This is a genomic window from Halomicrobium sp. HArcht1-1 (assembly GCF_058933285.1).
Genome location: NZ_JBZYDL010000001.1, coordinates 1,011,466 through 1,025,131 on the forward strand (window position 1 = coordinate 1,011,466; position 13,666 = coordinate 1,025,131).

Sequence of the window (13,666 nt, forward strand, 5' to 3'; positions counted from 1 at the left end):
TATTCGGTCGGCTTGGTAAGGGTTTCGGTGAGCGTAACAGCGATAGATTGATATGCTACCGAACGTTCGTTCGACACGAATGCCCGAACGATCGTTCGAGAGCGCTCGACGGCGAGCGTCGGCCGGCCGCCCCGCTCTCTTCTGTGCTCTGTGGCGCTCACCGGCCCGCCGCGACACGGCATCTCGAACGGTCTGGAGGGCCAGAAACTCATGAACGGACGCACCCTTCTTCCGATAGCAGTCGTTGTATTGCTCGTCACGTCGGGACTCGCCACCGCAGCGGTCACCGGCAGTCCCGATATCAGCGTTCACGTGGCCGACGACACCCTCGCACCCGGCGAGGAGTCGACGCTCGACGTCGTCCTCGTCAACAGCGGCGACCTCGACTCGGGGTCGGCGCGAAACCCTGCGCTCAACGGCGAGGTGACGACCGCTCGTGGAACGACCGTCAGTGTCGACAAAGGGAACGCGCCGCTGACGGTCAAGACAGACGAGCAGGCCGTCGGGTCGCTCCCCGAAGGATCGACGCGCGAGCCGCTTCCCTTCGCGGTCTCCGTTCCGGACGACGCCGAGCCCGGCACCTACGACGTGCAGGTCACCGTCGAGTACGACTACTACAGCTACGTCTCGGAGGCGTCGGGCTCGCGAGACCGCGAGTCCGAGACCCGGACCTACGACGTGCAGGTGAAAATCGAGGAGTCGGCCCAGCTCGACGTCACTGACGTGGACACGACGACGCGAGTCGACGGGACCGGCACCGTCGAACTCACCGTCGAGAACAACGGTTCGGTGGCGGCCCGAGACACGACCCTCACGCTGGCCTCGCCCAGCGCCGACCTGACGCTCGGTCAGTCCGCGAGCGCGGAACGATACGTCGAACAGTGGGAGCCAGACGAGGAACGAACCTTCACCTACCGCCTGAGCGCCGCCCGAACCGCCGAGTCCGAGCCGTACCCGTTCACGCTGACGGCGGATTACGAACTCGGGAACGGCGAGTCACGCACGACCCAGCCGGTCACCGTCGAAGTGACGCCGGAGCCAGAACAGGAGTTTACCGTCAGCTCGATCGACAGCAGCGTCCCCGTCGGCGACAGCGGTGACTACACCGTCACGCTTCGCAACGACGGGTCGGAGACGCTCACGGACGCCTCGGTTCAGGTGACCTCGAAGAACGCCGACATCACGTTCGGCCAGTCGAACAGCGCCAGCCAGTACGTCGACGAGTGGGAATCGGGCGAAGAACGGACCCTCACGTTCGACGCTCGGGCCGGTGACGGTGCCGAGCGGCGCAACTACACGGTCGACGCGACGGTCGAGTACGATCGACCGGACGACTCCGCTACCCATCGACAGGACGTGTCGCTGTCGCTGCGGCCGGTCGCCGAGCAGACCTTCGCCGTCGACAACGTCGACGCGGACCTGGAAGTCGGTGACGACGGGACGCTGTCTGCCGAGTTGACCAACACCGGCCCCCGGACCGCCGAAGACGTCGTCGTGGTGTGGGCCAGCGAGCAGCGCAACGTCGATCCGATCGAAACGGAGTACTCGATCGGGAACCTCGGCGCGGGCGAGTCCGCGTCGTTCGACTTCGACGTGGACATCAGTGACAGCGCCCGCAGCGGCCCCCGACAGTTCACGCTCCAGACGCGCTACAACAACGACGACGACGAGCAGCGCACCGGCGACTCGATGAACGTCCGTGCCGAGGTCGCGCCCGAGCGCGACGAGTTCGACGTGGCCATCCGGAGTGCAAACGTCTCCGCCGGCGACGGAACGGAGATCGTCGTCGAGATCACGAACGCAAAGAACCAGACGCTCAGCGACATCAATGCCAAGATCTTCGCGGACTCGCCGATCTCCGCCAACGACGACGAGGCGTTCGTGGACGAACTCTCACCGGGCGAGTCCCGGGAGCTCACCTTCTCGATCAGCGCGGGCGGCAGTGCGCTCTCGAAGCCCTATCCCGTCTCGATGGACTTCCAGTACGACGAGGCCGACGGTGACACGGTCACCTCGGACACGTACAACATCCCGGTCGAAGTCGAAGAATCCGGCGGCGGCGGTTCACCGCTCGTGTTGATCGGTGTCGCGGTCGTCCTGATCGTCGCTGCCGTGGGCGGCTACGTTCGGTTCCGATAGCACATGGAGTACCAACGCTACATCGATTGGATCGACGACAAGATCATCTACGACTCCAGGCGCGTCATCCTGGCGTTCCTGGTCCTGACCCTCGTCTTCGGGGCCGGGCTCAGCAACATCTCCACGTCCGCCGGGACCTCGCAGTTCGCCACCGGCCTCGAAGAGGAACAGGCCCTCGAAGACATCAACCGGGAGTTCTCCCCGACCTTCGAGACCGACACCGGGAGTACGCAGCTCATTCAAAAGGAGAACAACGTCCTCTCGAAGCCCGCCATGCTGCGGATGCTCGAAGCCCAGAAGCGGGTGCAGGACCACCCGGACATGCGAGTCACGTCGACGAGCAGTGCCGCCGCGATCGTCGCACAGACGCTCGATCCGTCGGCGACGACTCTCGACCAGCAGATCGACGCGATCGAGCGCGCCCCCGCGTCCGAGATCGACCGTGCGGTGCGCCGGGCCGACGAATCGAGCCCGCAGTTCCGCTCGATCGTCAGCCAGGACTTCAACCGCGGGGACGCCAGCGCCTCGGCGTCGATCGGCGTCATCAGCCACGAGGTGCCCGCCGGACTCTCGTCGGGGTCGGGACAGGGTGGCTCCAGCCCCCTGACGGCGATCCAGAAGCAGGCGGAGTTCCAGGTCGACTCCGCCGCGGGCGGTTCGATCACCGTCTTCGGTAGCGGGATCGTCGCCGACGAGTTCGGGAGCGTCATCACCGACTCCCTGCTGATCGTCGTCCCAGCCGCCGTCATCTTCATCTTCCTGTTCCTCTCGATCGCCTACCGCGATCCGGTCGACCTCGCGCTGGGCCTGTTCGCCCTGTTGCTGGCGATCGTCTGGACGTTCGGGTTCACCGGCATAGCCAACATCCCCTTCAGCCAGTTGCTGATCGCGGTGCCGCCGCTGTTGCTCGCGGTCGGGATCGACTTCGGGATCCACGCCATCAACCGCTATCGCGAGGAGTTGGTCCTCGACAGGGGCGTCGACGAGTCGATGCGGACCACGACCGATCAGCTGCTGGTGGCGTTCTTCATCGTCACCGGCACGACGGTCATCGGCTTCCTGGCGAACTTCACGAGCGCGCTCCAGCCCATCCGCGAGTTCGGCGTCGTCGCCGGGGTCGGGATCGTCTTTACGTTCCTCATCTTCGGGATCTTCCTCCCGGCCGCGAAAGTCGAGATCGACCGGCTCCGCGAGCGCTACCCGATCCCGACGCTGAGCGAGACGCCGCTTGGCTCCGAGGATTCGGCGCTTGGCTCGGTACTGCGCGTCGGGGTGACGATCGGCGACGCCGCACCGGCGCTCGTCCTCGTCGTCCTGCTCGTCGGCAGTGCCGGCGCTGGCGTCTACGCTCAGGACATCGACACGACGTTCAGCCAGGAGGACTTCCTCCCGCCAGAGGACACCCCGGCGTTCCTCGAAGAGCTACCGGAACCGTTCGCGCCGGGCGAGTACACCGTCTCCGCACAGCTGAACTACCTCGAAGACAAGTTCGCGACCACGCAATCGAGTGAGACGACAGTGTACGTCGAAGGGCCGATGCAACGGGACACGGCGCTCGAAGAGATCTATCGGGCCGGAGACGACCCACCCAGCTCCTTCGCCGAGAGCGACGGCCGCGCGGAGTCGACCTCGATCGTCACCGTCATCCAGAGCTACGCCCAGCAAGATCCCGAGTTCCGCCGGCTCGTCGATCGCAACGACCAGAACGACAACGGCGTTCCGGACCAGAACCTCGAACTGATCTACGACGAACTGTTCGCCTCGCCGGCCGGCGACCGCGCCGAGAACTACTTGACCGAGGAGCGGCGGAGCGCCCGCGTCGTCTACACGGTCGAGGCCGACGCCGAACAGAGCGAGATCACCGAGGACACCCGAACGGTCGCCGATCGCTTCCGCATGACCGCGACTGCGACCGGCAACACCGTCGTGTTCAAGGCCGTCTCGGACCTCATCCTCGAATCCGCGATCACCAGCCTCGCCGTCGCGCTGATCGGCTCGGCGATCTTCCTGATGATCATCTACCGGGTGTTCGAAGGGTACGCCACGCTGGGGATCGTCAACGTCCTCCCAGTCGCGGTGACGGTGACGATGGTGGCCGCGTCGATGCGGTTCCTCGCCATCCCGTTCAACGCGATCACTGCGACGATCCTGGCGATCACGATCGGGCTGGGCGTCGACTACTCGGTCCACGTGACCCACCGCTTCGCCGACGAGCGCGCGGAGCACGACCTCCGGACGGCACTCGACCGGACGGTCCGTGGCACCGGTGGGGCGCTGCTGGGCAGCATGCTCACCACCGTCTCGGGGATCGGCGTGCTCGCGCTCGCACTGTTCCCCGCGCTGGGCCAGTTCGGCGTCCTGACCGGGCTGTCGATCACCTTCGCCTTCCTGGCGTCGCTGCTCGTCCTCCCACCGGCGTTGGTGCTGTGGGACGCGCTGATCAACGAGGACCGCCGCCTCCTGTCGCTGTTCGGGATCGGGCCGAAACAGAAGCCGACCACGCAGGCCCCGACCGTCGGCGGCGAACCCGACGAGTAGCCCGACGGCGACCCCGGTGAGCGCCACGTTACTGAACGCTTTTGGGTGGGCGTCCGTTTAGTGACGGTATGACCCACGTCGTCATCATCGGAGCCTACGGCAGCGCCGGAGCCGCCGTCGCTGGCGAGCTGGCAGAGGAACAGGGTATCGAACTGACGCTGATCGACGACGGCGAGCCCGGCGGCGGACTCTGTATCCTGCGGGGCTGTATGCCCTCGAAGGAAGTCCTCTCGGCGGGTGCCCACCGCTTCCAGGCACGTCACGACGACCGACTGGTCGGCGACGTGCCCGAAGTGGACCTCGAACGGACCGTCGAGCGCAAGGACGACCACACCCTCGGGTGGGCGGGCCACCGCCGCGCCGGCATCGAGGAGTTGGCCGAGCGCGACGACGTGCGCTTCGTCCACGACACCGCCCGGTTCGTCGATCCCCACACCGTCCGCGCGGGCGGCGAGGAGTTCGACGCCGACTACGTGGTCGTCGCCACCGGCTCCAGCGTCAACGTCCCCGACGTTCCGGGGATCGACGAGGTCGATTTCATGACCAGCGCCGACGTGCTGGACGCCACCGACTTCCCCGACTCCGGGATCGTGATGGGCTTTGGCTACATCGGCATGGAGATGGTCCCGTACCTCGCCGAGGCCGGCGGGATGGAGCTGACCGTCGTCGAGCACGACGACCGACCGATCGACGAGGCCGACCCCGAGTTCGGCGACGCCGCCCTGGAGCTGTACCGGGACCACTGGGACCTGGAGATTCCGACCAACTGCCACGAGCGGCGTCTCGAAGCGACCGACGACGGCGGCGTCCGGCTCACCGTCGAGTTCGAGGACGACGGGGCCGACGGTCCCACTCGGGAGACCTACGAGGCCGACCAGCTGTTTTGCTTCACCGGCCGCCGCCCGACCGTCGAGGGGCTCGGACTGGACAACACGGAGATCGCCGTCGAGGGCGAGTGGGTCCGCGAGACGATGCAGACGACAGCCCACGACCACGTGTACGCCGTCGGCGACGTCAACGGCAAGGAGCCGATCCTCCACGTCGCCAAGGAGCAGGGCTTTACCGCCGCAGAGAACATCCGCCGACAGGAAGCCGGGAACACGCCCCAGCCCTACGAGAACGTCCACCACCACGTGATCTTCTCCGGGCTCGGCGTCTATCCGTTCGCCCGCGTCGGTCACAGCGAGCAGACCGCCAGCGAGGCAGGTCACGACATCGCCGTCGCGACCCGGCAGGCGAGCGACGACGGCGTCTTCAAGTCCAAGTACGTCCCGGAGGGGCTCGCGAAGCTCGTCGTCGACCGCACCGACGGCACCGTGCTCGGCTGGCAGGGACTGCACTATCACGCCGACAGCTTCGCGAAGACGATGCAGATCGTCGTCGAGATGGGACTCGACGTTCGCGAACTGCCCGATCGCTCCTACCACCCGACCCTGCCCGAGAACCTCGACGGGCTGTTCCGTGACGCCGCCGACGCCGTCGAACAGTGAGAGACTGCGACGTTAGGCGACCGTCAGGTCGCGGATCTCGAAGCGCGCACCGCCGTCGTCGCTGTCGGTGACGGTGACGGACCCCCCGTGGGCCTCGGCGATCTCGGAGACGATCTTGAGGCCGAAACCGGTGCCCTCCTCGGTGGTCGTGTAGGCAGACTGGAAGACGTCGTCGCGCTCGTCCTCGGGGATGCCGGGGCCGTCGTCGGCGACGTAGAAGCCGGTCCCCTCGTCGAGGGGCCCGACGGTGATGACGACTTCTCGACCGGCGTGCTGGACCGCGTTTCGAAAGAGGTTCTCCAGGAGCTGCTGGAGGCGCGTGGCGTCGCCGAGAAAGCGGTCGTCCACGTCGACTCGCAGTGTCGCCTCGTCGCTTTCGACGACCGCCCAGGCGTCCTCGGCGACGGTCCCGACATCGACGGCCGTCGGTTCCGCGACGGTCCTGCCGTCGCGTGCCACCGACAGGATGTCCTCGATCAGCGTGTCCATCCGCTGGAGCGACCGCTCGATCGCGTCGAAGTGCTCCTCGGCCCCGGTTTCGCGCGCGACGTCGATTCGCCCGAGTGCGACGCTGAGCGGGTTGCGCAGGTCGTGGCTGACGACGCTTGCGAACTCTTCGAGCCGGTTGCGCTCGCGAGCGATCTCGTTCTGGTGGCGGCGGCGCTCCTGCTCGTAGCTCACCCAGTTGCCCAGCAGTTCGACGAGAGCGATCTCCCAGTCCGAGAACGGCTCGGCCCGTGGCTCTCGGTCGTAGAAGCAGAACGTACCGTACACCTCGCCCTCGACCACGACGGGCGTGCCGAGATAGCAGGCGATGCCATCGTCGGTGTATCCGGCGCGTTCGGCCAGTTCCGGCGCGTCCCGCGCGATGTCTTCGAGGACGAGCGTCTCTTCGGTGACGATCGCCCGTTCGCAGTTGGTCTCGTCGAGCGAGACCCGGTCGCCGGGCTGGGTGTCGCCGGTCGGATCGCGGACGACCTCGAAGACGTACTCGTCGCCCGCTCTGGAGGAGAGCGCCCCGTAGTCGGTGCCGAGCACCGACTGACCGATCGAGAGCAGCCGATCGACTTGCTCCTCGAAGCTGAGCGTCTTCTCGGAGACGACGCGGTACATCTCCTTGAGGATGCGCTCGCGCTCCTGGAGTCGCTCGATCCGGTGCTTTCGATCCGTCACGTCCTGGAAGTACACCGAAAGTCCGTCGAGCGAGGGGTAGGCTCGCACCTCGAACCACGTCCCGAGCGGCTCGTACTCGGCCTCGAAGGTCGCCACCCGCTGCTCGTCCATCGCTTCGGTGTACTGGTCGTAGAACTCCGTGTCGACGGCACCCGGCAACAGATCCCAGAGCCGGGTCCCGACGAGGTCGTCGATCGACCGATCCACGTCGGCGGCGTCACACACGATCTCTCGCGCCCGTTCGTTGAGGTAGGTGAACCGCCACTCAACGTCCAGCGCGAAGAACGCGTCGGTCATGCGATCGAGGATCGCCGACTGTTCGTGTGGGCGGCTCACCGCCTCGGTGACGGTCGTGACGAGCGCGGGGAGTTGCTCTTCGAGTGGCGTCCGCCGGAGATAGCCGGTCACGTCGGCGTCGATCGCCTCGCTGGCGACCGTCTCGCTGCCGTCGTCGGTGAACAGCACGAACGGGAGCGACGGGGCCCGACGCCGTATCGATCGCAACAGCGACAGCCCACTCCCGTCGGGGAGGTCCTGTTCGCTGACGACACAGTCTGTCGATCCGTCCGTCACGTGGGCGAGTGCCGTCGCCACGTCGGCGACGTGTGTAACGCGAAACGGTCCGCTGTCGCCGAACCACTCTCGAACCGTCGAGTCCGTGTCGGGATCGACGTAGAGGACGTCGACGGTGTCCTTTCGCGGCGCTCGCGTTCGATCGACACTGTTCGCCCGATCCATACACGGGATTGACGAGCCAGCGGCATATGTGTGGTGTCCGCGAATAGCTGCTCCGTTCTGGCTGCGTTCCCGGCACGTACGGTGTGGCTATCGGGAACTGGGTTGGTAACAACCATCTTGGCTAGTGTTGCCGTATCACGGCGTATGTACGAGACGATCCTCGTTCCGACCGACGGGAGCGACCACGCCGACCGAGCGTTCGACAGTGCAGTGGCGCTGGCCGACCGGGCAGACAGCTCGCTCGCCCTGTTGCACGTCGTCGACACCGGGACCATCGGCGAACCGGCGCTGTCGACGACCGAACTCGTCGTCGGCCAGCGCGAGGACGACGGCACCGCGCTGTTGAAGCGCCTGGCCCAGCGCGCTCGCGACCGCGGCATCAGCACCCAACTACACAACTGTCACGGCGAACCGAGCCGGGAGATCCGGAGCTACGCCGACGAGATCGAGGCCGACCTCGTCGTCATGGGCTATCAGGGCCGGGACCACGACCGCACGCTCGGCACCGTGACGACACAGGTCGTCAAGGCGTGTGAACGGCCCGTGTTGCTGGTGTAGCGCGGTCAGGGACGGCGGGCTTCGAGCACCGGCATCTCCTCGATGCGGTCCTCGTCGAGGGCCGCCCAGTCGACGCCGTCCGGGCGGTCGTACAGCGTCGCCGTCTCGATGGTCCGTTCGGGCGTCACCACCAGGTCCATCGCCACGTCGTGTTCGTCGACGAGGTCGTGGTCTCGGAGCTGGCGCTCGTGGACCGTCGTCGCCACGGGCGTCTCGTCGTCGACCAGATCGAGTTCGCGGAGGAGGGCGTATTCGAGGTCGCTGTACCCCTCGCCCTTGCCGATCCGCGCGCCGCGTTCGCTGACGGCGACGCTCCCGGAGACGATCAGATCGATTTCGGGCATCTGGTCGGGGCCGACCTGCACGCCCGCCTCGCTGGAGCCGCTGACGGTCGTGGCGTCGTCGATGTCGTCGACTGCCGCCGGATCGAGGCGGAGAAAGCACTCCTCGTCGCGCAAGCGCGGAACGGCCATGTAGACGGTCTTGCCGGCCCGCATCGCCGCCCGCCGGACCGGGAGCTGCGGGGCGTCGGGGTTGGCCTTTACGGCGTCGGCGGCGTCCCAGACCGCCGTCTCGGCCAGCCGGTCGGCCGCGGCGTCCGCGTCGGCGAAGTTCGGGATGCGACCGTGGGGCGGGAACGGAAACCGAGCGTCGCCGCTCTCTTCGAGGTCGTCCCACACGCGCTGGCGGAGCGTCTGCTTGTCCATGTCGAGGGCGACGGTCCCTCGCACAAAAGCACTGGCGTCACGCCGGAAACCAAACCCTTTCCTCCGGGCCGGCAGAGAAGCACGACGATGGACGAGCAGGATCCACCAGATCCCGAGGAGAGCGTGAGAGAGGCCGTCGAACGGTCTCGCAGTGGGGCTCCGGCAGTGGGGCGGGTCGTTCGCGACCGCTTCTCGACCGACGAGGTGTTCCAGCGCATCGTCGCCGCGGCCGACGAGGAGATCACGTCGGGCAGTCGCGAGCTGTACTTCAGCGGTCTCGCGGCCGGGTTCGCGATCACGATCACGTTCCTGATGCTGGTGTCGCTGACGGCCTCGACCGGCGGCGATCCGATCCTGAGCAAGCTCCTGTACCCGCTGGGGTTCATCTACATCATCATCGGCGGCTACCAGCTGTACACGGAGAACACGCTGCCGCCAGTCGCGCTGACGCTGGAACGCATCGCCAGCGTTCCGGCGCTCCTGCGCAACTGGGTCGTCGTGCTCGCCGGCAACTTCACCGGCGGCGCGATCGGCGCGATGGCGCTGGCCTGGGGCGGCGTGCTGTCGGCCGACGGGACGGCCGCGGCGTTCTCGATCGCCGAAAAAGGCATCAAGGCGAGCCAGGGCGAACTGTTCGTGAAAGCCGCGTTCGCCGGCCTGATCGTCGCCGGGGTCGTCTGGGTCGAGTACGCCTCTCGGGACACGATCTCGCGGATCGCCGTCGTCTACCTGGCGTTCCTCGCGATCCCGCTGGGCGGGCTCTACCACGTCGTGGTCTCCTTCACCGAGATGGTGTATCTGGTGTTGGTCGGGGACCTCGGGATCGTCGTCGGGATGGTCGAGTTCGTGCTCCCCGTGTTGCTCGGCAACACCGTCGGTGGCATCCTGCTGGTCACCGTCGTCAACTACTTCCAGACGACAGAGGAACGGCTGGAGTCGGCTCGCTTCGACGGTGCCAACCGACAGCTCTCCTGGCGGGAGTGGATCTTCGGCGGTCTCGTCGGCCGGTCGTACGTGCCCCTGATCGACACGAGCGAGCGAGCGGCCGGACACGGCGCTGGCTCCGAGCGGATCTTGGTCCCGATCTCGAACCCGCGGACCGAGGGGACCCTCGCCGAGCTCGCGTGTTCGTACGCCGCCGGCAAGGAGGCGGCCTACGTGGAGTTCGTCCACATCGTCCGCCTGCCAGACCGGCTGGCGGGCGGGTACGGCGGCGACCAGACCGACCAGATCGTCGCCGAATCCGACGCACAGATGGAGCGCGTCCGCGAGATCGCGTCGAGCTACGAAGTCGACTCAGAGACCTCGACGATCGTCTCGCATCGCTCCATCGAGGAGGTGTTCCAGCTCGCAGACCGGAAGGGCGCGGACACGGTCGTGATGGGCTGGGACGAGGACGCGCTCTGGAAGGCCGGCCGGGCCGAACGCCCGCTCGACGAACTGACGAGTTCGCTTCCGGCGGACTTCCTGGTGCTGGCCGACCGCGGGTTCGATCCCGAGGAGATCCTGATCCCGGTCGCCGGCAACGAACACTCCGTGCTGAGCGGCGAGGTCGCCAGTGCGCTCCGCCAGACCGTCGGCTCGGCGATCTCGCTGCTGCGGGTCGCAGACGGGCCGGGCCAGCGAACGGAAAACGAGGACTTCCTCGCCCAGTGGGCCAAGAACAACGACCTCGAATCGGCAGCCCGCATCGTCGACGACAGCGGCGACGTCGAGGGTGCCATCGCGCGGGCCGCGCCGGAACACGGCCTCATCATCATCGGGGCGACCAGAGACGGGCTCCTCTCGCGGATCGGGAGCGACTCGCTGCACCTCGACGTGCTGTCGGACGTGGACTGCTCGGTGTTGCTCGCCGAGCGAGCGACCGAGCGCGGGCTGCTCCAGCGGCTGTTCGGGAACTGATCGGCGCGGGAAACGACAGCCCGAAGACGACGGCGACCCACTGAGCGGTCGTGGACGAGACTATCGCGTGGCTCCGCGAACGACCCTTCTACGAGGGGCAGATCGTCGACCAGCGGACGGTGCCGGGAGGAGACGCGACCGTCGCCGACCTCGACGTACACGACCGGCTGGCCGACGCGCTGGCCGAGGACGGCATCGAACAGCTCTACGCCCACCAGGCCGAGGCCGTCGAGGCTGTCCGTGACGGCGACAACGTGGTGCTTTCGACCGCGACGGCAAGCGGCAAGAGTCTCGCCTACACGGTCCCGGCCTTCGAGCGCGCCCTCGAAGATCGCCGGACGACACTCTACGTCGCCCCGCAGGTCGCGCTGATCAACGACCAGACGGAGACGCTCTCGGCGCTGGCGGAGCGACTGGGCTTTGCCTCCGGCGTGTCGGTCGCCCAGTACACCGGCCGCCAGTCCCAGACCGAGAAAGAGCAGATCCGCGAGCGCCAGCCCACCGTCCTCCTGACGACGCCGGACATGCTCCACTACGGCATCTTGCCCCACGCACACCGCCTCTGGAAGTGGTTCTTCCAGCGGCTCGACACCGTCGTGGTCGACGAGGTCCACAGCTACCGGGGGGTGTTCGGCAGCCACGTCGCGCTCGTGTTCCGACGCCTCCAGCGCGTCGCAGAGCGGTTCGACGCCGATCCGAAGTGGCTCTGTTGCTCGGCGACGATCGGCAACCCCGTCGAGCACGCGGCCACGGTGACTGGCACCGCCCCGTCCTCGTACCGACTCGTCGACGACGACGCCAGCGCCAGCGGTCCCCGCCACTGGCTGGTGTGGAACCCGCCCGAGTACAGCGGCGACGGCTGGGGGAGTGGCCGCCGGAAGTCCAGTCACGTCGAGACCAAACGGCTGTTCGTCGATCTGGTCCAGCGGGGCCTCCAGACGGTGGTGTTCACCGGCTCGCGCCAGACCGCAGAGCGCTACGCGGCGGACAGCGCCGAGGCACTGCGCGACCGGGGAGCCCACGACCTCGCGGACGCCGTCGGTGCGTACCAGGCCGCACTGACCGACGACCGTCGCCGTCGGCTGGAGCGAGAGCTCAAGTCCGGCGCGCTGCGTGGCGTCTGGAGCACGAACGCGCTGGAACTCGGCGTCGACGTGGGCGGTCTCGACGCCGTCGTGCTCGATGGCTACCCCGGCACCCGGATGCAGACCTTCCAGCAGGCGGGGCGGGCCGGACGGGGGCGCGATCCCGCCCTCGTCGTGCTGGTCGGCGGGGAGGACCAGCTCGACCAGTACGTCGTCGACAACCCGGACACGCTGTTTGAGCACCCGCCCGAGCGGGCGGTGACGAACCCGGAGAACGAACAGCTCATGCCTGCACACGCCTGTTCGGCCGCCCGAGAGACGTGGCTGAAACCCGACGACGACCGGTACTTCGGCGAGACGTTCCCCGCGCTGGTGGCCGACCTGGAGCGGGACGGCCGCCTCACGCGCCGGACGACCGAGGCGGGGACCCGCTGGGTGTACAGCGGCGAGGGCAGCCCACAGCACGAGACGAATCTCCGGACCGTCGACGACCAGTCGATCCAGCTACGCCACGGGGCGGACACGATCGCGACGCTGCCCCTCGGCGACGCGCTGCGAGACGCACACCCCGGCGCGATCTACCACCACCAGGGGACGACCTACGAGGTGACCGACCTCGACCTCGATCACGGTATCGCCGAACTCGACCGGACGTGGGCGGACTACTTCACGCGGGTGCGCCACGACAAAGAGATCACCGTCGAGGCCGACCTGCGGGCGGACACGCTCGACGCCAGGCCCGACGTGCCCGTGCGCTTCGCGGACGTGACCGTGCGCAAGCAGATCACCGGCTACGAGCGCCGCGACGGCCAGAACGGCGAGGTGATCGGCCGGCGCAGCCTCGATCTCCCCGAGACCACTCTCAGGACCAAGGCGCTGTACGTCACCGTCCCCACGGATCTGGAGCGGGCGATGCTGGGCGAGGCGGTCCCGGCGACCGACAGCGGCCGCGACCGTCCGCCAGCGCCCGACGATCCCGGCGACTTCCCCGGCGGCATCCACGCCGCCGAACACGCCACGATCTCGATGCTCCCCTTCGAGTACCTCTGTGATCGCCGTGACGTCGGCGGGCTCTCGACGCCGCTCCATCCCCACACCGACGAGCCGACGATCTTCGTGTACGACGGCCACCCCGGCGGCGTCGGCATCGTCCGGAGCGCCTACGACGACATCGAGGGGCTGCTGGCGACGACGCTCTCGATGCTGCGGTCCTGTGACTGTGCCGACGGCTGCCCGGCCTGCGTGCAGTCGCCCCACTGTGGCAACGCCAACGACCCGCTGGACAAGGGGCTGGCGACGTACCTGCTGGACGGGCTGACGGAGTGACCGCGTTCAG

Annotated in this window: 8 protein-coding genes; 6 read left to right on the top strand and 2 right to left on the bottom strand. The window is 67.7% G+C overall.

Annotated features, from left to right (window positions below):
• Nucleotides 1-312 precede the first annotated feature (312 nt).
• From AC5FRZ_RS05480 to AC5FRZ_RS05490, 3 genes are all read left to right on the top strand, one after another.
• Nucleotides 313-2,139 carry a COG1361 S-layer family protein gene (locus tag AC5FRZ_RS05480; RefSeq protein ID WP_493564101.1) on the top strand — a complete coding sequence of 609 codons (1,827 nt, stop codon included), beginning with the start codon at nt 313-315 and terminating at the stop codon, nt 2,137-2,139.
• A 3-nt stretch (nt 2,140-2,142) separates the two neighbouring features.
• Nucleotides 2,143-4,677 carry an efflux RND transporter permease subunit gene (locus AC5FRZ_RS05485; protein WP_493564102.1) on the top strand — a complete coding sequence of 845 codons (2,535 nt, stop codon included), beginning with the start codon at nt 2,143-2,145 and terminating at the stop codon, nt 4,675-4,677.
• 68 nt (nt 4,678-4,745) lie between these two features.
• Nucleotides 4,746-6,167, top strand: a complete 1,422-nt coding sequence (locus AC5FRZ_RS05490; protein ID WP_493564103.1) for a dihydrolipoyl dehydrogenase family protein — start codon at nt 4,746-4,748, stop codon at nt 6,165-6,167.
• 12 nt (nt 6,168-6,179) lie between these two features.
• Here the strand turns inward: AC5FRZ_RS05490 and AC5FRZ_RS05495 are convergent, their stop codons facing one another.
• Entirely contained in the window at nt 6,180-8,078 is a 1,899-nt protein-coding gene (locus AC5FRZ_RS05495) for a sensor histidine kinase (protein WP_493564104.1), read from the bottom strand.
• Between the two features lie 144 nt (nt 8,079-8,222).
• Here AC5FRZ_RS05495 and AC5FRZ_RS05500 point away from each other — a divergent pair, with 144 nt between their 5' ends.
• Nucleotides 8,223-8,636: a universal stress protein gene (locus AC5FRZ_RS05500; RefSeq protein ID WP_170093732.1), complete on the top strand. Its 414-nt coding sequence runs from the start codon at nt 8,223-8,225 to the stop codon at nt 8,634-8,636.
• Between the two features lie 5 nt (nt 8,637-8,641).
• Here the strand turns inward: AC5FRZ_RS05500 and AC5FRZ_RS05505 are convergent, their stop codons facing one another.
• The gene (locus AC5FRZ_RS05505) at nt 8,642-9,343 is read right to left on the bottom strand and encodes a 5-formyltetrahydrofolate cyclo-ligase (protein ID WP_493565076.1); all 702 of its coding nucleotides are present in this window, start codon (nt 9,341-9,343) and stop codon (nt 8,642-8,644) included.
• An 87-nt stretch (nt 9,344-9,430) separates the two neighbouring features.
• On the opposite strand from AC5FRZ_RS05505, the gene AC5FRZ_RS05510 reads away from it, so the two are divergent.
• The gene (locus AC5FRZ_RS05510; protein ID WP_170093733.1) at nt 9,431-11,245 is read left to right on the top strand and encodes a formate/nitrite transporter family protein; all 1,815 of its coding nucleotides are present in this window, start codon (nt 9,431-9,433) and stop codon (nt 11,243-11,245) included.
• A 50-nt stretch (nt 11,246-11,295) separates the two neighbouring features.
• Entirely contained in the window at nt 11,296-13,656 is a 2,361-nt protein-coding gene (locus AC5FRZ_RS05515) for a DEAD/DEAH box helicase (protein ID WP_493564105.1), read from the top strand.
• The last annotated feature ends 10 nt before the right edge of the window (nt 13,657-13,666 follow it).

Coding starts and splice junctions, on each gene's coding strand:
- AC5FRZ_RS05500 (WP_170093732.1), top strand. CDS start 8,223: ATGTACGAGACGATCCTCGTTCCGACCGACGGGAGCGACCACGCCGAC.
- AC5FRZ_RS05510 (WP_170093733.1), top strand. CDS start 9,431: ATGGACGAGCAGGATCCACCAGATCCCGAGGAGAGCGTGAGAGAGGCC.
- AC5FRZ_RS05485 (WP_493564102.1), top strand. CDS start 2,143: ATGGAGTACCAACGCTACATCGATTGGATCGACGACAAGATCATCTAC.
- AC5FRZ_RS05505 (WP_493565076.1), bottom strand. CDS start 9,343: ATGGACAAGCAGACGCTCCGCCAGCGCGTGTGGGACGACCTCGAAGAG.
- AC5FRZ_RS05495 (WP_493564104.1), bottom strand. CDS start 8,078: ATGGATCGGGCGAACAGTGTCGATCGAACGCGAGCGCCGCGAAAGGAC.
- AC5FRZ_RS05490 (WP_493564103.1), top strand. CDS start 4,746: ATGACCCACGTCGTCATCATCGGAGCCTACGGCAGCGCCGGAGCCGCC.